This is a genomic window from Mesorhizobium sp. Root554, from assembly GCF_001427025.1.
Classification (GTDB): Bacteria; Pseudomonadota; Alphaproteobacteria; order Rhizobiales; family Rhizobiaceae; genus Mesorhizobium.
This window is the reverse complement of sequence record NZ_LMGA01000001.1, coordinates 823367-847282: the sequence shown is the minus strand read 5'-3', so window position 1 is coordinate 847282 and position 23916 is coordinate 823367. Positions and strand designations below refer to the sequence as shown.

Below are 23916 nucleotides of genomic sequence, written 5' to 3'. Positions count from 1 at the left end.
CTGGATAGCTGCTATGCCGCCGCCCGCCCTTGAGAATGCCTGTGGGCTGCGGCCCATAATGAACCGAACATCCGCGCTACCGCGCTTCGATATTTCACTTCAGGAGGATATTCCATGGACAAGGCAACCTACGAAAAGGGTCTGGCGATCCGCAGCGCGGTGCTCGGCAAGGACTATGTCGACAACGCCATCAAGTCCGCCGACGATTTCAACCGTCCGCTGCAGGAGTTGGTGACCGAATATTGCTGGGGCGCCGTCTGGGGCCGCGACGGCCTCGACCGCAAGACGCGTTCGTTCCTGAACCTCGCCATGCTGTCGGCGCTCAATCGTCCGCACGAGATCGAAGTTCACGTCAAGGGCGCGCTGAACAACGGCCTGAGCCGCGAGGAAATCTGCGAAGTCTTCCTGCAGGTGGCGATCTATTGCGGCGTGCCGGCAGCGGTCGATTCCTTCCGCATCGCGCGGCGCGTGTTCGCCGAGATCGACGGCAAGAAATAAGCGGCTGTTGGCCGGCAACGGGTTGAGGAGAAGCTGACATGAGCAGCGAGATTGGATTTATCGGCCTCGGCAATATGGGTGCGCCCATGGCCGGCCGGCTGGTCGAGGCCGGTTACAGGCTGGTGGTGAGTGACGTCAACGACGCGGCGCTCAAGCAGTTCGAGGCGCTGGGCGCGCGCGTGGTGAAGACGCCGAAAGACGTGGCGGATGCCTGCGAGACCGTATTCGCCAGCCTGCCAACGCCGGTCATCGTCGACAAGGTGGCGACCGGCGAAAACGGCGTGTCTTCCGGCAAGACGGTCAAGCGGTTCATCGACCTGTCGACCACCGGCGCAACCTCCTCGGTGCGCATCGCGGCCAAGCTGGCGGAAAAGAACATCGTCCATCTCGACGCGCCGGTTTCCGGCGGCAAGGCCGGCGCCAAGGCCGGCACGCTTGCTGTCATGATCTCCGGCCCGCGCGCCCACTACGAGATTGCAGAACCGATGCTCAAGCACATCGGCAAGCTGTTCTATGTCGGCGAGAAATCCGGACTCGGGCAGACGATGAAACTGGTCAACAACCTCCTTTCCGCCACCGCGCTCGCGGCGACGGCCGAGGCTGTGGTCATGGCGGTCAAGGCCGGTCTGGACCCAGCCATCGTCATCGATGTCATCAACGCCGGCTCCGGCCGCAACAGCGCATCGCAGGACAAGTTCCCCAAGGCGATCCTGCCGCGCACTTTCGACTTCGGCTTCACCACCGGCCTCATGTACAAGGATTTGAAGCTGTGCATGGAAGAGGCCGAGGCGCTGGGCACGCAGATGTGGGTCGGCAATGCGGTCAAGCAACTCTGGCAACTCGTCCATTCGCAGCTCGGCCCGGACTCCGATTTCACGCAGGTCGTGCAGATTCCGGAACAATGGGCCGGCGTCGAGGTCGGCGCCAAGAAGGGTTGAGGCAAGCGGCATGAGCGACGACCGCTATGAAATCCGGATGATCCGCTACGGCCGGTCCGACCGCAACCGGCCGGCCAATTTCCATGGCGGCGATCCGCACGACACGCCCATGCCGATCGACTATTTCTTCTGGGTGATCTCCAACGACAAGCGCAGTTTCGTCGTCGATACCGGCTTCGATGCCGAGACCGCCAAGCGCCGACAGCGCGAACTGCTGAAGCCGGTCGGGATGGGGCTGAAGGCGGTCGGCTTCGAGCCCGACCAGGTGCGCGACGTCATTGTCACCCACATGCACTACGACCATGCCGGCAATGCCGACCTGCTGCCGAACGCCCGCTACCACATCCAGGATTGCGAGATGGCCTATGTGACAGGCCGCTGCATGTGCCATCATCTGCTCAACCATCCCTTCGAGGAAGAGAACGTCGTCTCGATGGTGCGCAAGGTCTTCGCCGGACGGGTCGAGTTCTATGACGGCGAGGCGGAGATCGCTCCCGGCATCAGCGTCCACAAGGTCGGCGGCCATTCGCGCGGCCTGCAGATCGTGCGCGTCAACACCGAACGCGGCCCGGTGGTCCTGGCGTCCGATGCCTCGCATTATTACGAGCATATCGAGAACGACCGCGCCTTCGCGGTGTTCGACGATCTGGCCGAGCTTCTGGAAGGCTACAGGACCATTAGACGGCTTGCGCCGTCGATGCGCCATGTCGTGCCGGGGCACGACCCCAAAGTGTTCGAGCGCTACCCGGCTATCCCCGGCATGGAAGGCTGGGCCGTCCGCGTCGATCTCGAGCCGACACAGTAGCGAACCGCCCTCGCCTGCCGGGTGCTTGTTCGCGCCTAATGCGCCATGGTGGCCGAGCCGGTCCAACGCGCGAAGATGGCGTGCCAATCCAGCGCCATCAACTGTTCGCTGCCTTCAAAGATCATGGTGCCAGCGACATAGACGATGATTGCCAGGCCGATCCAACCTATCCAGCGGTACTTGCCCAGCAATTTGGCAACCAAGGTCGAGGCGACCGCCATCAGGACGACCGACAGCACCAGCCCGAAGATCAGGGCGTTCATGTCCTCGCTGGCTGCGCCCGCCACGGCCAGGACGTTGTCCAGCGACATCGATACGTCGGCGACGATGATCTGCATGATGGCCTGGCGAAGCTGCTTGGGCTTCGCCCCGGTCAGGACGCCTTCGCCCGCCATATCCGATTGAATATCCCCGTGCCCTTCGGCGCTCCACATTTCCTGGAACATGTTCCAGCATACCCAAAGCAGCAGCAATCCGCCCAGGAGCATGATGCCGGTGATGGCCAGAAGCTTGACCGCCACCACGGCAAACAGGATGCGGATCACAGCCGCCGCGGCGATGCCGGCGAGAATTGCCTTCTGACGAAGCTCGGAAGCCAATCCCGCCGCCGCCATGCCGATGACGATGACGTTGTCGCCGGACAGAACCAGGTTGATGGTGATGACTTCGATATAGGCGGCAATCGTGGACTGGTCGATCTCGAAGGGCATTCGGCAGGGCTCCGGCACTCTGTTGAGCGATCGTTCCTCGAATTGCCGGAGCAGCCGGAAGTCACGCAGCACAAACTTGCGACAGGAAGTCGCGCCCGGTTAACTAGGGCCTGCGGAAAATCCTGTCAAAGCCTTAAAGTAAGTATCCATTGGTCTAATCGTTTTGACTTGATTTGAATTGTCAAAAACTGCTGTCGAAACTCATCTCCGCACTGCCATTCAATGTAGATGGGTTTGCGGATGCACGCTGGTTGCTGAACGGAGACGGTCTTGCAAGTGCCCTTGAAGGAAACACTCGCGCCCATCGAATCGATCACTTGCGCGGACGAAGCGGCAGTTCTGGTGCTCAATAACGAGAACGTCGCCGACCTTTCCTGGCTGGATACACCTGGGCTCTCCCATCTGCTGGCGCAGGCAGTCCTTGCGAGGCGGATCGGCGCCTTGGAGGCGTTTCTGATCGCACTCGATCAGGACGCCGACTATGACAGCCCGAACTTCCACTGGTTCAAGCAACGGTATCCGCGCTTCGCCTACGTTGACCGGATCGTTGTGGCTGGCTCCGCGCGCGGCCACGGCCACGCACGGCGGCTCTATGAAGATCTCTTCGACTTCGCGCGGAGAGCCGGCCACTCCCTGGTGACGAGCGAGGTCAACGTGAACCCGCCCAATCCGGCCTCCGATGCATTTCATGCCGCCCTTGGCTTCAGCGAAGTTGGTAGTGCGGTCATCCACGGCGGCGAGAAGACCGTACGCTACTATGTGCGGACAGTGGCCGGCTGAAGCTACGGAAGGCCAGATCGGGCGCGGACTGGAAGCCCACGCCCGATCGATTTTCCTACTGGAAGAGTTGCAGCGCGTTGAGCAGCGTCTGAAACACTCCCCAGATCAGCGGGATGCCGACAAATCCCCAGGCCAACAGAAGCTGGAGCGGGGTGGTCGGGTTCTGGTTGACTTCGTTCATCTTGTCCTCCCTACGCTCTTGCCGACCGCGCCGCCGTGGCAAGCGCCGTATCGGCTTCTGTTTCCTTTTTCATGTGGTAGCGCTTGTCCACCGCCTTGACGAAGAAATTGCAGATGAAGCCGATCACCAGCAGCCCCGCCATGATGTACATGGTGGTGTTGTAGGCCTCCGCCTTCGGCACGCCGTGATTGACGTTGTACTCACGGATGTAGTTGACGAGCACGGGGCCGAAAATGCCGGCCGCTGACCATGCGGTGAGCAGCAGGCCATGAATGGCGCCGACATAACGTGTGCCGAACATGTCGCGCAGATAGGCAGGCACCGTCGCGAAGCCGCCGCCATACATCGAGATGATGATGCAGAAGCAGAGCACGAAGCCGGCAATGCTGCCGACCGCACCCGTGTACGGCACCAGGCAATAGAGAATGAAGCCCAGCACCATGAACACGAAATAGGTGTTCTTGCGGCCGATAAAGTCGGAGGTCGACGCCCAGGCGAAGCGGCCACCCATGTTGAACAGGCTCATCAGCCCGACCAGTCCGGCAGCGGCCACCGGCGTGATCAGGCCAGGGAACATCTCCTGGCTCATTGCAGATGCCTGGCCGAGCACGCCAATGCCGGCGGTGACATTCAGGCACAGCACCCACCAGATCAGCCAGAACTGCGGCGTCTTCAGCGCGTCGTAGACGAACACGTCGTTGCGGGTGATGAGCTTGGTCGACTGGACAGGCTCGACGTATCCCTCCGGCTTCCAGCCTGGCGCCGGCACCCTGACGATGATCGAGCCGACGACCATGAAGGCGAAGTACACGACGCCGAGAATGACGAAGGTTTCCATCACGCCGATATGGGTTTCGGTGGTGAATTTCTTCATCAGCCACACCGACAGCGGCGAAGCGATGAAGGCGCCGCCGCCGAAGCCCATGATGGCCATGCCGGTTGCCATGCCCGGGCGGTCAGGAAACCATTTTATCAGCGTCGAGACCGGCGAGATGTAGCCAATGCCGAGCGCGATGCCGCCAAGCACGCCATAGCCGAGATAGATCACCCAAAGGTTGTGGATATAGACGCCGAACGCCGAGATCAGGAAGCCGCCGGCCCAGCACAGCGCCGCCGTGAACATGGCCTTGCGCGGGCCACCCTCCTCCACCCAACGGCCGAATACCGCCGAGGAGACGCCAAGGAAGAAAATGGCGAGCGAGAAAATCCAGCCGAGTTCAGTGAGTTTCCAGTCGTCCGGCGCAGATTCGGTAATGCCGATGAGTTTCGTCATCGGCAGGTTGAATACGCTGTATGCGTAAGCCTGGCCGATGCACAGATGCACGCACAATGCGGCCGGCGGCACCATCCAGCGGCTATAGCCGGGCCTCGCCACGGTACGCGAGCGGCTGAACCAGCTGCCGCCTCCTCCTGTTTCTGTCTCCATAGTCTTCCTCCCCTGTCGTCCAAGATGGACAAGGGCAGGTTAATATCGTGATGCGATATGGCAATTCTTAATTGGCGGTATACGACGATAGTTCAACGTTTCCGGCGCTGGCAAAAGAAAACGGCCGGTGAAACCGGCCGTTGGGAAGGTTTTCGATACGTGTTTCGGGTTTAGCGGCTCGCAGCGGCAACCGCGCGCTTGGCCATGACCACGATCAGATGCGCACGGTAATCCGCCGAAGCATGAATATCGCTCATCAGGTTGTCCGCGGGCAATTTGAGTCCCTCCAGCGAGGCCGGGCTGAACCCCTTGGCAAGTGCTGATTCGATCTGCCTGGAACGGAAAACCCCGTCGTCGCCAGCTCCGGTGACAGCGACGCGAGCACCGTCCTTGCCCGATGCCACGAAGACGCCGACGATTGCGTAGCGCGACGCCGGATTGCGAAACTTCTCGTAACCGGCCTTTTCGGGAGCGGTAAACGTCACCGCCGTGACAATCTCGCCATCCTTCAGCGCTGTTTCGAACAGCCCTTTGAAGAATTTGTCGGCCGCGAGCTGGCGCTTGTTGGTGATGATGGTCGCGCCCAGAGCCAGAAGGGCCGCGGGATAGTCGGCGGCCGGGTCGTTGTTGGCGATGGAGCCGCCGATCGTACCCTTGTGGCGTACGGCCGGATCGCCGATCAGAGAGGCCAGATGCGCCAGCGCCGGACAGACTTTTTTCAGTTTCTCGTCCCGCGAGACTTCAAAATGCGTCGTCGCCGCGCCGATGGTGACTGTCTTGCCCGAAACCGCGATGCCTTTCAGCTCGGGGATGCGCGCGATATCGACCAGATCGGACGGCGCGGCAAGCCGCGTCTTCATGGCGGGAATGAGCGTCATGCCGCCTGAAAGAAGTTTTGCATCGCCCGTCTTCACCAGCTTGGCGGCATCGGCGACGGAGTTCGCACGGTGATAATTGACCGAGTACATTGTGTTCTCCTCAGTGCTTGGCCGAGTGGATCGCGGCCCAGACACGGGACGGCGATGCGGGCATGGTGAGTTCGTTGGTGCCGAGGGCGTCGGTCATGGCATTCATGACCGCTGGAGGCGAGCCGATGGCGCCAGCCTCGCCGCAACCCTTGATGCCGAGCGGATTGCCCGGGCATGGCGTGTTCGAGGTCGATACCTTGAACGACGGCAGGTCGCTGGCGCGCGGCATGGTGTAGTCCATGTAGCTCGCGGTCAGCAACTGGCCCGTCTGGTCATAGTAGGCGCCTTCCAGCAGCGCCTGGCCGACGCCCTGGGCGATGCCGCCATGCACCTGGCCTTCGACGATCATCGGATTGATGATGTTGCCGAAATCGTCGGCGGCCACGAACTGGACGATTTCCGTCACGCCGGTTTCCGGGTCGATCTCGACTTCGCAGATGTAGCAACCGGCCGGGAAGGTAAAGTTCGAGGGATCGTAGAACGCCGTTTCCTTCAGGCCGGGCTCCATGCCGGACGGCAGATTGTGTGCCGTATAAGCCGCGAGCGCCATCTGGAACCACGGCACGCTCTTGTCGGTGCCGGCGACCTTGAGGGTGCCGTCCTCGATGACAATGTCGCTTTCGTCGGCCTCCAGCATGTGCGCAGCGATCTTCTTGGCTTTCGCCTCGACCTTGTCCAGCGCCTTGGCAACCGCCGACATGCCGACCGCGCCGGAGCGCGAGCCGTAGGTTCCCATGCCCATCTGCACCTTGTCGGTGTCACCATGAATGATCGACACCTGATCGATGGGCATGCCGAAGCGCTGGTTGACCAACTGCGCGAAGGTGGTTTCGTGGCCCTGACCATGGCTGTGCGAACCGGTCAGCACCTCGATGGTGCCCACGGCGTTGACGCGCACTTCGGCGGATTCCCACAGGCCGACGCCGGCTCCAAGCGAGCCGACGGCTGCCGAAGGCGCGATACCACAGGCCTCAATGTAGTTCGACATGCCGATGCCGCGCAGCTTGCCCTTCTTGGCGGCGGCGGCCTTGCGCTTGGCGAAGCCGGCATAGTCAGCCGCCTTCATCGCTGCATCCATGGAAGCGCCGTAGTCGCCGGCGTCGTAGCACATGATGACCGGCGTCTGGTGCGGGAACTCGGTGATGAAGTTCTTGCGGCGCAATTCGGCGGGCGACACCCCCAACTCCCGCGCGGCGGTCTCCATGGTGCGTTCCAGCAGATAGGTCGCTTCGGGACGCCCCGCCCCGCGATAGGCATCGACCGGCGCGGTGTTGGTGTAGACCGTGCGGACGTTCGCATGAATGGCGGGAATGTTGTACTGGCCCGACAGCAGCGTTGCGTAGAGATAGGTCGGCACGCAGGACGAGAACAGCGACATGTAGGCGCCGAGATTGGCGATGGTGTCGACCTTGAGGCCGGTGACCCGGTTGTCCTTGTCGAACGCCATCTCGACCATGGAGACGTGGTCGCGGCCATGGGCGTCAGTCAGGAAGCTTTCGGTGCGGTCGGCAACCCATTTGACCGGCACGCCGGTCTTCTTGGAGGCCCACAGGCAGACGATTTCCTCGGGATAGATATAGATCTTCGAGCCGAAGCCGCCGCCGACATCAGGCGCGATGACGCGCAGCTTGTTCTCCGGCGCGACATTGTAGAACGCGCTCATCACCAATCGGGCGACATGCGGATTCTGCGAAGTGGTCCAGCAGGTGTAGTGGTCTTCCGCCTTGTCGTACTGGCCGAGGGCCGCGCGCGGCTCCATGGCGTTCGGCACCAGCCGGTTGTTGACGATCTTGATGCGCGTCACATGGGCGGCGGCCTTGATCGCGGCGTCGGTTGCCGCTGAATCGCCGATCTCCCAGTCGAAGATCAGATTCCCGTCCGCCTCGGGATGGATTTGCGGCGCGCCGGGCTTCAGGGCATCGACGGCTTCGGTCACCGCCTTCAATTCCTTGTAGCTGATCTCGACCGCCTCGGCGGCGTCGCGGGCCTGACCCTTGGTGTCAGCGACCACGATGACCACGGCGTCACCGACGTAACGGACCTTATCGACCGCCAGCGGGGACCAGGCGCCCATCTTCATCGGCGTGCCGTCCTTGGAGTGGATCATCCAGCCGCAGATCAGATTGCCGATGCCGTCGGCCTTGAGTTCCTTGCCGGTCAGGACGCCGATGACGCCCGGCATCGCCTTGGCAGCCTTGACGTCGATCTTCTTGATCTGCGCGTGCGCATACGGGCTGCGCACGAACGCGGCGTGCTTCATGCCGGGAACCACCATGTCGTCGACATAGCGTCCGGCTCCTGTGATGAACCGCTTGTCTTCCTTGCGCGCGACGCGGGCGCCGATGCCTTCAATTCCCATGAAAAATTCCTCCCTTTGGAAGCGGCAGTCGGCAATTGGCAGTCGGCAGTCGTTTGTACGACGCGGAATGCCTGTGCCGAAGCGCCTCCCTCAATCCGTTTGCCTACCGCCGACTGCCGTTCAAGCAGCCACTTTCGCCTTGCCCTTGCCGGCCTTCGCCATCGTCTTCGATGCGGCAAGGATAGCCTTGACGATGTTGTGATAGCCGGTGCAGCGGCAGATGTTGCCTTCCAGTTCGGCCCGCACCGTTGCCTCATCCAGCCCCTCGGGGTGACGGGCGATCATGTCGGTGGCCGTCATGATCATGCCGGGCGTGCAGAAACCGCACTGCAGGCCGTGATGTTCCTTGAAGGCCGCCTGAACGGGGTGCAGATCGGCTCCGTGGGCCAGGCCCTCGATCGTCAGCACTGTCGAGCCCGAGGCCTGGACGGCCAGCATGGTGCAGGACTTCACCGCCTTGCCGTCGACATGGACGACGCAGGCGCCGCATTGCGAGGTGTCGCAGCCGACATGGGTGCCGGTCAGTCCCTCATGTTCGCGCAGGAAATGAACCAGCAGCGTGCGGTCTTCGACCGAACCGCTGACCTTGCGTCCATTGATCGTCAATGAAACGTCTGACATGAAACCTCCCTGGGTGACTACCTTGGTATGCCGCGCCGGATTGCAGGCCGCGCCCGCTCCTCCACCGTTATCCCGCATAACCCCGCCAAAAGACAATCCCGCGAAACCGATGTGGCGAGAGAATGCTATCGGCCCGGGCGGGCGTACATAGTACTTTTGGTCATAGGCGATTTGCACTGGCCATTGCCAAAGCGCCGGCGGAAAGGGAAAATGGCAGCCGCATCGCGCCCCGGACAGAAATGAACATTCAAAAACATCCCGAAGGAGAGCCGCTGGTCTGTTCGCGCACGGCCTATGCCTGCGGCTTGTCGGCGCTATCCAGCGACAACGCCGACGCCGACGCCTTTGCGCACGCCGTGGCGCTGGAGGCGAAAGCCATCGGCGCGGACTTCGCGCTGCTGTTCTTTTCCCAGAGCCTGATGCAAGCGAACGACCTGACGGCTGCGCTGCAGCGTCACGCGCCGGGTCTTCGCTATGCGGGCTGTTCGACCGCGGGAGAGATTACACCGCAGGGCATGGAGGATGGGCATGTGCTGGCGATGCTGATGCCGGCAGGATCCTTCACCGCAGTCACGACGATGGTCGAGAACTTGTCCTCCTCGGGCCTGGACGGGATCACCGGCGAGGTCGAGGCCCTGCGACGAAGCCTGCAGTCCAGGCTCGGCGCCGAGCAGAGCGGCAATTTATTCGCGCTGTGCTTCATCGATGGGCTTTCCTATGCCGAAGAAGCGGTAACCTCCGCCATCCATTGGGGGCTGGACGACATCCCGCTGATAGGCGGCTCGGCCGGTGACGACCTCAAATTCGAGACGACGCGACTGATCGCCGACGGACGCTGCGCCTCCGACAGCGCCATCATCGTCCTGATCGCCACGGAAATCCCGTTTCATGTCTTCAAGACCGACAATTTCGTCCCCACGGATGAAAAGCTGGTCGTCACGGGCTCCGAACCCGACCGGCGCATCGTGCATGAATTCAATGCGGCCAGGGCCGCCGACGAATACGCTTCCGCAGTTGGCATCGTGCCGAACAGCCTGACCCCGCTTTCCTTCGCATCGCATCCGGTGGTGGTGAAAGTCGGCGGCGAATATTACTGCCGCTCGATCCGCAAGATGAATCCGGACGGCTCGCTGTCGTTCTTCTGCGCCATAGATGACGGCATCGTCTTGTCGGTCGCCCAGCCCAAGAGCATGGTTGAGACGACGGAAGCCGCCTTTACGGAAGCCGGGCGCAAGCTCGGCGGCATCGACATGGTCCTCGGTTTCGACTGCGTCCTGCGAAGGCTGGATGCCGAAAACCGGCAGATCAGCCGCGAGATGTCCGAAGTCTACCGCTCGCACAATGTGGTCGGATTCGGAACTTACGGCGAGCAATACCGGTCCATGCATCTCAACCAGACATTTACCGGCATTGCTTTCGGCCATCGCCGGGCGGCAGAATAGAACCGCCATGCCGCTGAGCCAGATCGACGACGTCGAACGCCTGAAGAAAATCAACGCCGCGCTGATTTCGCGCGTCGAGCGCTCGATGGACCAGCAGGGCAACGCCTTCTCTCTGTTCCAGACCGCCATCGCGCTGGAAAACCGGGTGCGGCGGCGCACCGACGAACTGCATGCGACGCTGCGCCGGCTGGAACATTCAAACATCGAATTGAGCCAGGCAAAGGAAAGCGCCGAGCAGGCGAACGTTTCCAAGACACGGTTTCTGGCAGCCGCCAGTCATGACGTGCTGCAGCCGCTGAACGCCGCTCACCTTTCGGTGTCGGCCCTGTCGGAAATCCAGACCAGCGAGGAAGGCCGCAAGCTGGTGCGCCAGGTGGAGCGCTCGCTGGAAACCATGGAAGACCTGCTGCGGACCCTGCTCGACATTTCAAAGCTCGATGCCGGCGTGGTGCAGCCCGAAATAGGCGATGTCAGCCTCGAAGCGCTTTTCTCCTCCCTGCGTTCGGATTTCCAGCCGCAGGCGGAAATGAAAGGGCTGAAGCTGAAGTTCCGGACGGTCGACGCCACGGTTCGTTCCGACCGCACGCTGTTGCGGCGCATTCTCCAGAACATCATTTCGAACGCCATGCGCTACACGCGCTCGGGCGGCGTGCTGATCGGCACGCGCCATCGCGGCGGCACGGTCCGCATCGATGTCGCCGACACCGGCAGCGGCATTCCCGACGACCAGCGGGAATCGATCTTCGAGGAGTTCCACCGCGGCACCTCCGCGGCGGAAGCGGAATCGACCGGCGGAGGTCTTGGACTGGGATTGGCAATCGTGCAGCGTATCGCCGGCGCCCTCGATCATCCTGTCACTTTCACCTCGCGCGTCGGGCGCGGCACGATCTTCCATGTCGACGTACCGGCAGCGGCGGGCATAGCGACTGGTAACAGGATAGCGGAGCCGGAACGGCCGCGCGGGTACGGTCTTTTCGGCACCAAGGTGCTGCTCATTGAGAACGACCCTGATGTGCTGAAAGCCATGGCTTCGCTGCTCGGTCACTGGCAGTGCGCCGTACGCGAAGCGGCCTCGACGCGTGAAGCGCTCGATGCGTTGGGCGATACGGAATGGGTGCCGGACATCATCATCGCCGACCAGCATCTCGACCATGGCGATCTCGGCACCAGCACGGTGCAGGAAATCCGCGACTATCTGGGCCGGCCGGTGCCGGCGCTGATCGCGACGGCGGATGGCTCGGGCCCGGTCGCCGAAGCCGCCCGCGCCGCCGGGATGGAGTTGATGCAGAAGCCGCTCAAACCGGCGCAGTTGCGGGCGCTGCTGGCACATCTTCTGGCCTGAAAGCAGCGGAACTCGGGAAATTTTGAGCTAGAAACCGCCAGAATCGCGGAAAAGCTCTGCGTTGTCGAGCTTCGAAACTTCGATCACAGCCTGCGTGCGGCTGTAGACATTGAGCTTGCGCAGGATTTCCGACACATGTGCCTTGACGGTGGTTTCCCCCACCTGAAGCTCATAGGCGATCTGCTTGTTGAGCTTACCTTGCCTAAGCATCTGCAGGACACGCAACTGCTGCGGCGTCAGCTTGGAGAGCCTTTGCACCATGTCGGCGCGGTCGATGCTGTCGGCATCCGCCGGGCTGGCCTGGTAGTTTTCGGGGATATAGATTGCCCCTTCCATTACAGAGCGGATGGCGCCGGCCAGATCGCTCTTGCGTGCCGACTTCGGTATGAAGCCCGCCGCCCCATATGACAGCGCCTCGGAAACGATCTTCGGATCCTCGTGACCGGACACGATGACGACCGGCAGTCGCGGATGATACGTCCTGAGTTGCAACAGTCCGTCGAAGCCATGGACGTCCGGCATCGACAGGTCGAGCAGCGCGAGGTCGAACTGATCGTTTGCGGACAGAAGTTGCAACGCCTCCGTCATGGAACGTGCTTCCACTGTTTCGATGTCGGGATAGGCCATCTGCAAGGCGCTGTGCAGCGCCTCGCGAAACAAGGGGTGATCGTCGATGATCAGGAACCGGGTTAGCGCTTTCGGTGGGGACATGGCTGGATCAGCTTTCGGCCGGGCGCGGCGTCAAATGGCTGCCTGCCGCGTTTCAGCAATCAGTATAAGGCCTGGCCTGCCGCAACCGAAAGCACAAATAGCGGTTTTGGCTGGATAAATCGTCTTGCCGCGCGGCGCGAATGAAGCGAATGTGCCGGCCGCAACAGCACCAGACATTCAAGCAGGACTACCATGACCGCCTACGCCTTCGACCCTTCGCCCGCGCCGTCCGTCGCCATCACCGGATCGGACGACCGATTCCCCGTGCGCCGGATCTTCTGCGTCGGACGCAACTACGCTGCGCACGCCCGCGAATTCGGGAATGACGACCGCGATCCGCCCTTCTTCTTCGGCAAGCCGGCCGACACTGTGGTCGATTCCGGGTCCACTGTGCCCTACCCTTCGTTGACAAAGAACCTGCATTTCGAGATCGAACTCGTCGCAGCCATCGGCACCGGTGGCTTCCGCATCCCGCGCGATGCCGCGCTGTCGCATGTGTGGGGCTACGGCGTCGGCGTCGATCTGACGCGGCGCGATCTCCAGGACGAGGCGAAGAAGACCGCGCGTCCCTGGGACTGGTCGAAGAGCTTCGATGATTCCGCGCCATGCGGACCATTGGTTCGCGCCGACAAAACCGGGCATCCTGAAAGCGGCCGCATCTGGCTCGCGGTCAATGGAACGGTCAAACAGGATGCCGACCTGACCGAACTGATCTGGCCGATCGCCGATATCGTTTCGATCTGCAGCGAGGGGGTCCGCCTCCAGCCCGGCGACCTGATCTTCACTGGCACGCCGGCCGGCGTCGGCGCCATCGTCCCCGGCGACAAGGTCACCGGCGGCGTAGACGGCATTGGCGAGATCGAATTCGTCGTCGGCCCGATGGCATAGCCGGTCACGCCTACGGCTGATCCTCACCGAGACAGGAGGAGGCGGACACGGCATCCGGCCTCTTCTTGCGGCGCTCGTAGAACATTGCCAGCGTCTCGGCCGTCAGCGCCGGCTTTTCCTCGCCCTCGATCTCGATCGTGTTGGCGAACTTCATGAGGTACTGGCCAGGACCCCGGTCCTCCATCGAAACCAGTCTCGCCCGCAATCTCACCCGGACACCGACCCTCACCGGCGCGACGAAACGCACCTTGTCCAGCCCGTAGTTGAAGGCGGCGCGCGTGTTTTCAGGGAAAACGTTCATTTCCTGGCTGAGGCCACCAATGAGGGAAAGCGTCAGATAGCCGTGAGCGATCGTGGTTCTGAACGGGCTTTCGCGCTTCGCCCGTTCGGCATCGACATGAATCCACTGGCGATCTTCGGTGCAGTCGGCGAACTGATCGATGCGCGACTGGTCCACAACAACCCAGTCCGATACACCAAGCTCCTCTCCTATCATCTCACGGAGCTGATCGAAGGTCGGCGCTACTTTCTTCATTCCGTATCCTGGCCCTTTCGATGACCTTCCCGAAAACAGCAAGGCAGGTTTTCGATCGTGAGGCCGCCTCCTGCGGCGCGATTCCCACTCGTGAGGCCGCCTCCTGCGGCGCGATTCCCACTATTGTCCACGCTAGGCGAAGCCAATGCAAACGCTGGGAGACAACAGTTGTTCCCCAAGATTCCCCAGCGTGGGTCTCCGGTCAATTGCCGAGAAACAGAAGTTCCATCGCATAAAGGACAATGCCTGCCAGGCCGCCGACGATCATGCCGTTGAAGCGGATATACTGGAGGTCCCGACCGATGTTCGTCTCGATCAGGCGGGTCAACTGCGCCAGATCCCAACGCTTGACCTGGTCGGCGATGAATTTCGAGACACCGCTCTTCTGGCTTTCCACGAACGAGGCCAGCGCCACCACGAAACCTTGATTCATGTCCGCCCTGATGCGCTCGTCACCAGCCAGATGCTTGCCGATTTCGACAAACATGCCGGTGAGATGTTGGCGGATCATGGAGTTTGGCGCGGCCGCATCCTGTTCGATAAAGGCGCGCATGCTTTCCCACACGTCGTGCGCCAGATCGCGGATTTCGGTACGGGCAAGAAAATCCCTCTTCAGTTTCTCGGCGCGGCGCGCATAGTCCTTCGAGCTTTTCAGGCGTTCTATGAAGGTCTCGACGAAGCGATCGAACTCCTCGCGCATCGGGTGGTCCGGATCGTTCCTGATCTCTTCGAGCAGAGCCCCGGAAGACGCCACGATCTTCTTCAGCAGATAGGCATCGGCCCGAAACAGCTTGAAAAGCGAAGGAAGTTCCTCGCGGATTTTCTCGCGCATGGCGGCCAGCGCCTGCTCGTCGCTCAGGAATCGGCCGACGACCCGTGTGAATTCGTCGAACAGTTTCTGGTGCCGGCGGTCCTGCGTGAATGCCGACAGCAGCTCGGCGGCCAGGGGCGCAAGCCGCACCTTGTCGACCTGCTCCAGCATCCGGTTGGCGACGAAGCCGCGCAGTTCCGATTTCTCGATCGCGGTCAGCGTCTGCGGCACCAATCGCGCGACGAAACGGGACAGGCCCGCGGCGCGCTCGTGGTCGGATAGCCAATCGGCGACAAGGGCGGCGAAATCCACCTCCCTGAGTTTTTCGCGCACCGGCCCGGGCGCGAGGAAATTGGCCTCGATGAAGCTGCCGAGATTGTCGGCGATGCGGTTCTGGTTCGCCGGGATGATCGCGGTGTGGGGAATGGGCAACCCAAGCGGCCGGCGAAACAGCGCCACCACCGCATACCAGTCGGCCAACCCGCCGATCGTGGCCGCCTCGGCGAAAGCGGCGACGAAACCCAGCCAGGGGTGGCTGCTCTCCAGTGATTTCGCCGCCGCGAACACGATCACGCACAGCGCCAGCGCCGCGGCGGCGAGCAGCTTGGTGCGCCGCAGGGCCGCGAGCTTGCCCTGCATGGCGCCGGAAGTGTCACCCGTGGCCGCGCCCAGTTCCGGTTGCGTCATCGTCGATCCGTCCGTTCCATCGCGGAATACCCTAACATCGTGCAACTGGTTGCGGCGAACGCGCAAATCAATGGAAAGGCTTTTCGATTTTCGACCCGAACGCGCATCCGGAATGTTCGACTGCCGGCCGTCACGCCCCCATCATGCGCGCTTCATAAAGTTCAAGTCTGGCATGTTCCGTGCCGGTTCTGTAGTTGTTTCAGCCCGTCAACAGCAGTGAGGATTCGTGATGGCGAACACGAACATCGACCACGCCTTTACCGCGCGCGGCAAGACAGGCGCTTCTTTGGAGCCGACCTATGCCGGCGCGCTTTCCTTCATGCGCCGCCGCTACACGAAGGACGTCAAGGGCGCGGACGCTGTCGTTTGGGGTATTCCGTTCGATGCCGCCGTCACCAATCGTCCGGGCGCCCGCTTCGGGCCGCAGGCCATTCGTCGCGCCTCGGCGATCCTCGACAACGATCCGCAATACCCGTTCGCGCAGGACCTGTTCGAGACGCTCGCGGTCGTCGATTACGGCGACTGCCTGCTCGACAACGGCAACCACCAGAAAACGCCCTCGACCATCGAGCGCGAAGCGACGAAACTGCTGAAATCAGGCGCTTTCCTGCTTTCGCTCGGTGGCGACCATTTCGTTACCTATCCTATCCTCAAGGCGCACGCCGCGATCCATGGACCGCTGGCGCTGGTGCAGTTCGACGCTCATCAGGACACATGGCCGGATGACGGCAAGCGGATCGACCACGGCTCCTTCGTCGGCCGCGCCGTCAAGGAAGGCCTGATCGATCCCGACCGCTCGATCCAGATTGGCATCAGAACGCACGCGCCCGAGACCTTCGGCATCAAGATCCTCTACGGCCACGAGATCGAAGAGATGCGCGCCTCCGACATCGCCTATGCAATCGTGGACCGCACGGGTGGCAAGAAGACCTATGTCACCTTCGACATCGATTGCCTCGACCCGGCCTTCGCGCCCGGAACGGGAACGCCGGTTGCCGGCGGGCCGTCCTCGGCCAAAATCCTGTCGACGTTGCGCCAGCTCAACCAGATCGACATCGTTGGCGCCGACGTGGTGGAGGTTGCGCCGCCCTACGACCATGCCGATATTACCGCAATCGCAGGATCGACCGTGGCGATGCACTATCTCGGACTTCTGGCTGAGCGCAAAGCGAGGGCGGAAGAGATGAACCATGGACTGCATGAAGGGCATGGCATATAGGCCGCAGCCGGCAGGCAAGGCCATTCAGGAACGACAGACATGAAACCGAAAATCTTCATCGACGGCGAACACGGAACCACGGGGCTGCAGATCCGAGTTCTTCTGGCCGAGCGCGGCGATCTCGAGATCATTTCGGTGCCGGTGGAACGCCGCAAGGAGCTCGCCGCGCGGGCGGAGTTCCTCAATGCCGCCGATGTCGCCATCCTCTGCCTGCCGGACGATGCAGCCAAGGAGAGCGTCTCGCTGATCGAGAACGGAACGACGCGGGTCATCGACGCCTCGACCGCGCATCGCGTGGCGAACGGTTGGGCCTACGGTTTCGCCGAGATGGACAAGGATCAGGCGAAGGCCATTGCCAGCGCCAAGCGCGTCGCCAACCCCGGCTGCTGGCCACAAGGCCCGATCGCAACGCTGCGGCCGCTGGTTGCGGCGGGTATCCTGCCTGCGGATTATCCCGTTACCGTCAATGGCATCACCGGCTATTCGGGCGGCGGCCGTCCGATGATCGAGGATTACGTCGCCAAGGGCGAGGACGCGCCGGAATTCTTCCCCTACGGCCTAAACCTGCAGCACAAGCATGTGCCGGAAATAAAGGCCTATGCGAAGCTCTCGCACGATCCGATCATGCAGCCGGCGATCGGCAACTTCGCACAGGGCATGATCACCGTCGTGCCGCTGCAACTGGGCGGATTGGACAAGGTGCCAAGCGGTTCCGAACTCCACGCAGCCATCGCCGATCATTTCGCCGGCATCAAGGGCGGCGTGGTCGAAGTCGCACCCTATGAAGCTGTCGAGCGGGTGCCGGAAATCCAGCCGGAAGAATACAACGGCACCAACCGGATGAAGGTCTACGTTTTCGCCAACGACAAGCGGGCGCAGGCGCTGCTGGTGGCCGTCTACGACAATCTCGGCAAGGGCGCTTCGGGCGCCGCGGTGCAGAACATGGACATCATGCTCGGCCTCAACGGGCGAGCCTGATGCCATCCTTCCCGCGCCGCTGGAATGTGAGCGGCGCGGAATTGATTGCCGAGACGTTTTCAAGCCGCATCTGGAAAGTCGTCCGCGACGACGGCACGACGGCCATCATCAAGGATCTCAAGCCATTCGACGACGTCGCGGACGAATTGCGCGGCAAGCATCTGCTGCGCTGGCTGGATGGCCGCGGCGCGGTGCGCCTGCTCGGAACCGACGGCAAGCGGATGCTCCTCGAATATGCCGGCGAACGGCACCTGACCGAAGTTCTCGACAAGGCAGGAGACACGGCGGCCACGGAGATCGCCGCCGATGTGATGGCGCGGTTGCATGCCCCTTCCGACCGCCCTGCCCCAACCGGTTTGCAAAAGCTGCGGCAGCGTTTCGTCGCGCTGTTCCGTGTGGCCGAGGCGGAACGTAAAGCCGGCTCTTCTGGCCTCTATGCGCAAGCCGCCGCCGTGGCGCAGGAATTGCTCGACGACGCACGCGACATCCGCCCTCTGCATGGCGATTTGCACCATGAAAACATCATCGAGAGCCGTCGCGGCTGGCTCGCCATCGACCCCAAGGGCGTCCTTGGCGACCCATGTTTCGATGCCGCCAACATGTTCTTCAATCCCCTTGACCGCGATGCGCTTTGCAAGGACCCCGGGCGCATCGCCGGGATGGCGGCGATCTTCCACAATGTGCTGATGCTCGATCCGCGCCGCGTGCTCGACCACGCCTTTGCCTATGGCTGCCTGTCGGCGGCCTGGCACGCGGAAGACGGGAACGACGCGGATGAGGAACGCGAACTGTCGGTCGCAGCGGCGGTCCGGGCAGTCCGGCTCAGCTTCTGACGGCGATGTCGTTCGGCAGCGGGTAAGCCCCCTTGGTGCCGCGCCAATGCGCGGCGGCGAAGCCAAGCAGGACCAGGGCAAAGCCCTGATGCGTCAACGCCAGATGCAGGGGCGCCTGCATCAGCAGCGTCGAAATACCGATGGCCGCCTGCGCCAATACAAGAAGGAACATCAGCGTGGCGCGCCGCGCATGGGTGGTGCCCGGCAGGCGCCTGTGCGTAGCGATCATATGCCAGGCCGCGACGACAAAGACGGTGTAGGCGCCGATGCGATGCACGAACTGCACGGTCTTGGGGTTCTCGAAGAAATTGCGCCAGGCGGGATCGAGGATGAGCAGGTCGCCCGGAATGATTCGGCCATCCATCAGCGGCCAGGTGTTGTAGCTGAGGCCGGCATCCAGTCCGGCCACAAGTCCGCCGAGATAAATCTGCACCAGCGCCAGAAGCACCAACACTCCGGCCATTCGTTGCGTCGCATCGTCGGCCGGCGGTTCGGAATAGCGCGCCAGTCCGCGGGCGACGACCATGGTGGCGGTGAAGATCAGAGCCGCGATGGTGAGGTGGGTCGCCAGCCGGTACTGGCTGACATCCACCCTATCGACAAGACCGGAAGCCACCATCCACCAGCCGACCGCGCCCTGTAGCCCGCCCAGCGCCAATATCCCCACCAGCTTGGGGGTCAGACCGCGTTCGATGCGCCGTGTCGCCCAGAAGAACAGCAGCGGCAGCGCAAAGACGAAGCCAACGCCGCGCGCCAGGATGCGGTGCGCCCATTCCCACCAGAAGATCGACTTGAAGGCATGGACATCCATGCCCTTGTTGATCTCCGAATATTGCGGAATCTGCTGATAGCGGGCGAACTCCTCCTGCCATTCCGCATCGTTGAGCGGCGGAATGACGCCATGGATGGGTTTCCATTCGGTGATCGACAGGCCGGAGTTGGTCAGCCTTGTCGCACCGCCGACCAACACCAGCGCGAACAGCACCAGAAGCACCAGATAGAGCCAGCCGCGAACAAGCGCGCGGTTGTGCAGGTCGCGGTCGCGGGCAACCAGCGGCTCTGCTGTCGAGGAAATGCTGCTCATATCCATGATCCGTTCGGTCAAGGTGGCGGATAGGTGAACCATGACACAGACGCTGGCAAGGCCGGACGGCGCGGCACGCGGTCGCGCCGTTCGTGACGGGTTGCGCCGAAAGCGCGGCGGGCCTAAGCGATATTTCCAAAAGAGAGCGTGACATGCCCATCCGCCTGAAGAAACTGATCGGAACCGTGCTGCTCGTGCTGCTGGTGATCGTCTATGCCATCGTGGCGACGATCGTGGCGGTGGCGCAGCTTTCGCAGTCCGGGCCGCTGGCGCATCTGCTTTTCTTCCTGCTGAGCGGCCTTGTGTGGGTGCTGCCCGCGATGGGCATCATCAAATGGCTGATCCTCGAACCCGGCCCAAAACCCTGACGATCCGGCGATCAGGCGGCATCTTCCCGATCGTGTCGATCATTCATTCATCTTTTACGCCTAGTTTTGCCTCGCCAATGTGCCCATGCAAGCACGGGCGCACCGCGCCAAGGACGGAAAGATGATCGACGCGACAGCGTCATTCGACGGAAACGGCTCCACGGCCGCGATGGCGATGCAACGCGCCTCGTCGGGCCCTGCCGTCAGCGTCACCGTCTCCGCTGCATCCTCCGAAACCCTCGCCGCCTACGAACAATTCTGTCGCTCCGCCGTGTTCGCGCCTGCGCAAAGCGGGAGTTGGGTGCGGCACTGGGTTGGAGAAGTCCATCCAGACTCGCTGATCGCCATGTTGAATGTCGATGGCCGCCCTGTGTTGGCGCTGGCGCTGGAAGTCGTTCGGTCCGGTCCTTTCAGGGTTGCCCGCTTCATGGGCGACCGTCATGCCAATGGCAATTTCGCCGCCGCCGATCCGGAATGGCTGGGTCGGGTGAGCTGTCAGGCTGTGCGCTCGCTGTTCGACGAGATCGCCCGCCTGCGGCCGGATATCGACGTGCTGGCGCTGCAGCGGCTGCTGCCGGAACTCGATGGCCGGGCAAACCCGCTCTCCGCCCTGCCGAATTTTCCGAGCCCCAACCTGTCGCTTGCCGTCGATCTGGACGGAGGTTTCGACGGATTGCTTGATCGGGCCAGCGGCAAGCGGAAGCGCAAGAAGCATCGCTCGCAGACGCGCAAATTCGAGACGGCCGGCAGCTTCCGTCGGCTGCGGGCGACGACACCGACAGAGGTCCATTCGCTGCTCGACGCATTCTTCGGGATGAAGGAGTTCCGCTTTCGCCGCATGGGCATCCCCAATGCCTTCGGCAGCGCCGATGTCAGGGTGTTCTTTCATGCGCTGTTTACCGATGCGCTGCGGGAACAAGAACCTTCTTTCGTCCTGCACGGGCTGGAGGTCGGCGGCAAACTGCGCGCGGTAACCGGCTCAAGCCTCTCGGGAAAGCGGCTGATCTGCGAGTTCGGAGCCATTGCAGAAGATGAGCTCGCCTATGCCAGCCCGGGCGATTTCCTGTTCTTCGAAAACATCAAGGAAGCCTGCCAACAGGGCTTTGCCGTTTATGATTTCTCCGTCGGTGACGAGCCCTACAAGCGGCTTTGGTGTGATCTGGAAACCCAGCATGTCGACGTACTGGTTCCGCTGACCGCGAAAGGCCGGGCCCTTTCCTTCGTCCTTCACCAGAACGCCCGCGCGAAGGCGTTCGTCAAGAACAGCCCGACAATATGGAAGCTGACCAAGATGCTGCGCCGCAAGGCGGCGGGCAAACAGACGCCGTCCGAGGACGATAGCTAACGAGCACTTTGTGAAAGTCTTCAGGCTGCCGAGCGGCGTCCCGGCAGCGGCGGCGGTTCGTAGCCGACCGGTGTCACCAGCGTCAAATCAGGATAGCCGCTTTCGATCAATTTTACCGCCGCGTCTGCCACGGCGTCGTCGGGCTCCAGCATCGAAACGAACACTTCTGTCGCCTCGCCGACAAGGCGGCGGATGCCTTGGGCATCGGCTGGCCCACACTCGACGACCACGAGGTCATAGGCAGTCGTCAGTGACTGCATGATGATCGGCAACCGGTCGGCCGCGCGCATGGCGCGCACCGGATCGGCGGTTCCCACCGGGATGACGTGGCAATCCGAATAATGGTCGGCGTGAATGACGTCGCTGAACTGCGACTGCGAGGAAAGCAGATTGGTAATCCCCTGAAACAGGCCGCTGTCCAGCATGGGCAGCGAGGCGGCGCCCGAAGCCGTAAGATCGAGCAGCAGGACACGCAGGCCGGAATCCGCGACCTCGCGCGCCACCAAGATCGAGCTGGCAGCGGCCTCGTCCCCTTCCGGAGACACGAAGATGGCGCGGGCAGCCCCGCCAGCGATCAGTTTTTCAGCCGCCTTTTCGATGTCGATCTCGCCCAGCCGCGAAACCGTGCGCTCTAGCTTGCGTGGCGCCGGAGCGGCAGGCTCGAAACGAACCTCCCTCTCGCTCTCCCATTCGCGGGCAACAGCCTCGGGCGACAGGGATGGCTCGGGCGGCAAAGGCTTCTCGCGTCTAGGGCGCGCCGGTAGCACCGGCGGCAGATCTGCGCGCGCCGCATCAGGTTGGGCGACCGGCATGGCGACCTCCTCCACAGGCTCCAGACGGCGGCCTGGGGCGGGGCGCATGGCGCGGCCGGAGAAAAGCTCCTGCAGCAACGTCACGATGGCCATGATCAGCAGCGAGCCGACAAAGGCCGCCGCGACGATCGGGATCGTCTTGGGGAAATAGGCTTCGGTGGGAGCGACTGCGGGCGAGAAGACGCGTGCATCGACCGGCAGGTAGTTGCGGTCGGTGCGTGAGGCGGCCTCGCGGTAGCGCGTCATGTAGGATTCAAGCAGTTGGCGCTGGGTGTTGGCCTCACGCTCCAGCGCATTGAGCTCTACCTGCTCCTCGCCAGCGCGCGCCGATTCGGCCTTCAGCTTGTTCAAATCGGCGATAAGCTGATTTTCCCGCGCCTGGGCGGTCTGCGCCTCGGTGACGAGGCCCTTGAGCACTTTCTGGGCTTCGTTGCGGATCTGCTGGTCGAGATCGACAAGCTGCGAGCGCAGCGCGCGAATGCGCGGGTGATTGTCGAGCAGCGAGGTCGAGAGGTCGGCGATGTCGGACTTGAGCTGGACCTGCCGTTCGCGCAGCCTCTGGATCAGAGTCGAGGACAAGACTTCCGGCAGTGCGTCGAGCGAACCGCCGCCATCGAGCGCCTTGCGCACGCCGGCGGCAGTCGCCTCCGCCGAAGCGCGGCTGGCGCGGACGCGCGACAGTTCGGAAGACATTTCCGAAAGCTGCTGCGTGGCGAGAATGGAATTGTTCTGGCCGATCAGAAGATCGGACTGCGCGCGGTAGGCGGCGACCTTGCCCTCGGCATCCTTGACGCGCTTGGAGAGATCGGCGATTTCCGGCGCCAGCCAGTCCGTCGCGGCCGAATTGGATTCCTGCTTGGCGTTGCCCTGGAAGGCGATATAGGCGTTGGCGATCGCATTCGGGATTTCCGCCGCCAGTTTCGGGTCCTGTGACGAAAACTCGATGACGATGACGCGCGACGTCTCGACGCGATAGACATTGAGCTTCTCACGCATGCTTTTCAGCACGCGCTCCTCGGCCGGGATTTCACCCGGATCGCTTTTCAGTCCGGCGATGATAAGAAGGCGATCGACGGCCGATGTGTGGGCGGCGGGATCGAATTCCGGCAGACGGGCAAGATCAAGCTTCTGCGCGACTCGCTTCAGGATGTCGGAGGACGCGATGACCTCGACCTGGCTGGTGACCCCCTCCTCATCCAGGATCGGCCGGTCCGCCTCGGAGTTCCCATCGGGGCGAGTGAAAACCGATTCGCGCGTTTCGATCAGAAGACGGGTTTCCGCCTTGTATTGCGGCGTCGCGAGCCAGGCCAGAACGAAAGCCAGCGTGGCGACCGCAATGGCGACAATGGCGATCCGCAGCCAGTTCCTGGCAAGACTGCCAAAGAGCCGCCTGAGGTCGACATCGATATCTGCGGCCGTGGATTGTACGCCTGACATGCATCCTGCTCCCATACCGGGTTGGGCTGCAGCGTAAACAACTATGGTAACTCAGCGGTTAAGAGACGAAGCCACGGCATCTGGCGATGCTATCGTCAGGATCAGAGAAATCACCGCGCGCGCGACCGCGAGGGCGCG

The 23916-nt window shown here is 62.5% G+C and carries 23 protein-coding genes; 12 read left to right on the top strand and 11 right to left on the bottom strand.

Annotated features, from left to right (window positions below):
• Positions 1-114 precede the first annotated feature (114 nt).
• Genes ASD44_RS04140 through ASD44_RS04130 form a run of 3 tightly spaced genes read left to right on the top strand, consistent with a single transcriptional unit; the run spans position 115 to position 2241 of the window.
• On the top strand, positions 115-498 hold the full coding sequence (locus ASD44_RS04140; protein ID WP_056109138.1) for a carboxymuconolactone decarboxylase family protein: 384 nt from the start codon (positions 115-117) through the stop codon (positions 496-498).
• Positions 499-536: 38 nt separating this feature from the next.
• On the top strand, positions 537-1436 hold the full coding sequence (locus ASD44_RS04135; protein ID WP_056109136.1) for an NAD(P)-dependent oxidoreductase: 900 nt from the start codon (positions 537-539) through the stop codon (positions 1434-1436).
• Positions 1437-1446: 10 nt separating this feature from the next.
• Positions 1447-2241 carry an N-acyl homoserine lactonase family protein gene (locus ASD44_RS04130; RefSeq protein ID WP_056109133.1) on the top strand — a complete coding sequence of 265 codons (795 nt, stop codon included), beginning with the start codon at positions 1447-1449 and terminating at the stop codon, positions 2239-2241.
• A gap of 35 nt (positions 2242-2276) precedes the next feature.
• On the opposite strand, the gene ASD44_RS04125 is transcribed toward ASD44_RS04130, so the two are convergent.
• Entirely contained in the window at positions 2277-2951 is a 675-nt protein-coding gene (locus ASD44_RS04125; protein WP_056109130.1) for a YjbE family putative metal transport protein, read from the bottom strand.
• Between the two features lie 282 nt (positions 2952-3233).
• On the opposite strand from ASD44_RS04125, the gene ASD44_RS04120 reads away from it, so the two are divergent.
• Positions 3234-3731 (top strand): GNAT family N-acetyltransferase, encoded by a 498-nt coding sequence (locus ASD44_RS04120; RefSeq protein ID WP_056109129.1) that lies wholly within the window; start codon positions 3234-3236, stop codon positions 3729-3731.
• 55 nt (positions 3732-3786) lie between these two features.
• Here the strand turns inward: ASD44_RS04120 and ASD44_RS18850 are convergent, their stop codons facing one another.
• The 5 genes from ASD44_RS18850 to ASD44_RS04100 all read right to left on the bottom strand — a co-directional run bounded on the left by ASD44_RS18850 (position 3787) and on the right by ASD44_RS04100 (position 9286).
• Complete coding sequence (locus tag ASD44_RS18850; RefSeq protein WP_274533089.1) at positions 3787-3912, bottom strand: hypothetical protein; 126 nt, start codon at positions 3910-3912, stop codon at positions 3787-3789.
• A 10-nt stretch (positions 3913-3922) separates the two neighbouring features.
• On the bottom strand, positions 3923-5338 hold the full coding sequence (locus ASD44_RS04115; protein WP_056109127.1) for an OFA family MFS transporter: 1416 nt from the start codon (positions 5336-5338) through the stop codon (positions 3923-3925).
• Between the two features lie 170 nt (positions 5339-5508).
• Positions 5509-6306, bottom strand: a complete 798-nt coding sequence (locus ASD44_RS04110; protein WP_056109124.1) for a xanthine dehydrogenase family protein subunit M — start codon at positions 6304-6306, stop codon at positions 5509-5511.
• 10 nt (positions 6307-6316) lie between these two features.
• On the bottom strand, positions 6317-8665 hold the full coding sequence (locus tag ASD44_RS04105; RefSeq protein ID WP_056109121.1) for a xanthine dehydrogenase family protein molybdopterin-binding subunit: 2349 nt from the start codon (positions 8663-8665) through the stop codon (positions 6317-6319).
• A gap of 120 nt (positions 8666-8785) precedes the next feature.
• Positions 8786-9286: a (2Fe-2S)-binding protein gene (locus tag ASD44_RS04100; protein ID WP_056109118.1), complete on the bottom strand. Its 501-nt coding sequence runs from the start codon at positions 9284-9286 to the stop codon at positions 8786-8788.
• A 239-nt stretch (positions 9287-9525) separates the two neighbouring features.
• Between ASD44_RS04100 and ASD44_RS04095 the strand changes: the two genes are divergently transcribed.
• Together ASD44_RS04095 and ASD44_RS04090 are read left to right on the top strand one after the other, a co-directional pair.
• Positions 9526-10728 carry an FIST signal transduction protein gene (locus tag ASD44_RS04095; protein ID WP_056109115.1) on the top strand — a complete coding sequence of 401 codons (1203 nt, stop codon included), beginning with the start codon at positions 9526-9528 and terminating at the stop codon, positions 10726-10728.
• Between the two features lie 7 nt (positions 10729-10735).
• Positions 10736-12070: a hybrid sensor histidine kinase/response regulator gene (locus tag ASD44_RS04090; protein ID WP_056109112.1), complete on the top strand. Its 1335-nt coding sequence runs from the start codon at positions 10736-10738 to the stop codon at positions 12068-12070.
• A gap of 27 nt (positions 12071-12097) precedes the next feature.
• On the opposite strand, the gene ASD44_RS04085 is transcribed toward ASD44_RS04090, so the two are convergent.
• Complete coding sequence (locus tag ASD44_RS04085) at positions 12098-12781, bottom strand: response regulator transcription factor (RefSeq protein WP_056109109.1); 684 nt, start codon at positions 12779-12781, stop codon at positions 12098-12100.
• A gap of 192 nt (positions 12782-12973) precedes the next feature.
• Here ASD44_RS04085 and ASD44_RS04080 point away from each other — a divergent pair, with 192 nt between their 5' ends.
• Positions 12974-13669, top strand: a complete 696-nt coding sequence (locus tag ASD44_RS04080; RefSeq protein ID WP_056109106.1) for a fumarylacetoacetate hydrolase family protein — start codon at positions 12974-12976, stop codon at positions 13667-13669.
• Between the two features lie 10 nt (positions 13670-13679).
• Here ASD44_RS04080 and ASD44_RS04075 read toward each other — a convergent pair whose 3' ends face one another.
• Together ASD44_RS04075 and ASD44_RS04070 are read right to left on the bottom strand one after the other, a co-directional pair.
• On the bottom strand, positions 13680-14204 hold the full coding sequence (locus ASD44_RS04075) for a MaoC family dehydratase (RefSeq protein WP_056109103.1): 525 nt from the start codon (positions 14202-14204) through the stop codon (positions 13680-13682).
• Between the two features lie 202 nt (positions 14205-14406).
• Positions 14407-15702, bottom strand: coding sequence for a DUF445 family protein (locus tag ASD44_RS04070; protein WP_056109100.1), 1296 nt, complete (start codon positions 15700-15702; stop codon positions 14407-14409).
• A 229-nt stretch (positions 15703-15931) separates the two neighbouring features.
• Here ASD44_RS04070 and speB point away from each other — a divergent pair, with 229 nt between their 5' ends.
• The 3 genes from speB to ASD44_RS04055 are packed head-to-tail and all read left to right on the top strand — an operon-like array spanning position 15932 to position 18732.
• On the top strand, positions 15932-16921 hold the full coding sequence (speB, locus tag ASD44_RS04065; protein WP_056109098.1) for an agmatinase: 990 nt from the start codon (positions 15932-15934) through the stop codon (positions 16919-16921).
• 39 nt (positions 16922-16960) lie between these two features.
• A complete protein-coding gene (gene argC / locus ASD44_RS04060; RefSeq protein ID WP_056109095.1) occupies positions 16961-17899 on the top strand; it encodes an N-acetyl-gamma-glutamyl-phosphate reductase in 939 nt (312 codons plus the stop codon).
• The gene (locus ASD44_RS04055) at positions 17899-18732 is read left to right on the top strand and encodes an aminoglycoside phosphotransferase family protein (protein WP_056109093.1); all 834 of its coding nucleotides are present in this window, start codon (positions 17899-17901) and stop codon (positions 18730-18732) included. The genes argC and ASD44_RS04055 overlap by 1 nt, the downstream gene beginning before the upstream one ends.
• Here the strand turns inward: ASD44_RS04055 and ASD44_RS04050 are convergent.
• Complete coding sequence (locus ASD44_RS04050) at positions 18722-19816, bottom strand: COX15/CtaA family protein (protein WP_156459767.1); 1095 nt, start codon at positions 19814-19816, stop codon at positions 18722-18724. The two genes, ASD44_RS04055 and ASD44_RS04050, sit on opposite strands and share 11 nt — an antisense overlap.
• Positions 19817-19968: 152 nt before the next feature.
• On the opposite strand from ASD44_RS04050, the gene ASD44_RS04045 reads away from it, so the two are divergent.
• Together ASD44_RS04045 and ASD44_RS04040 are read left to right on the top strand one after the other, a co-directional pair.
• Entirely contained in the window at positions 19969-20184 is a 216-nt protein-coding gene (locus ASD44_RS04045) for a DUF2842 domain-containing protein (RefSeq protein ID WP_056109089.1), read from the top strand.
• Positions 20185-20305: 121 nt separating this feature from the next.
• Positions 20306-21529 (top strand): GNAT family N-acetyltransferase, encoded by a 1224-nt coding sequence (locus ASD44_RS04040; RefSeq protein WP_056115418.1) that lies wholly within the window; start codon positions 20306-20308, stop codon positions 21527-21529.
• A 20-nt stretch (positions 21530-21549) separates the two neighbouring features.
• On the opposite strand, the gene ASD44_RS04035 is transcribed toward ASD44_RS04040, so the two are convergent.
• Positions 21550-23778: an exopolysaccharide transport family protein gene (locus ASD44_RS04035; RefSeq protein WP_056109087.1), complete on the bottom strand. Its 2229-nt coding sequence runs from the start codon at positions 23776-23778 to the stop codon at positions 21550-21552.
• Positions 23779-23916: the final 138 nt, after the last annotated feature.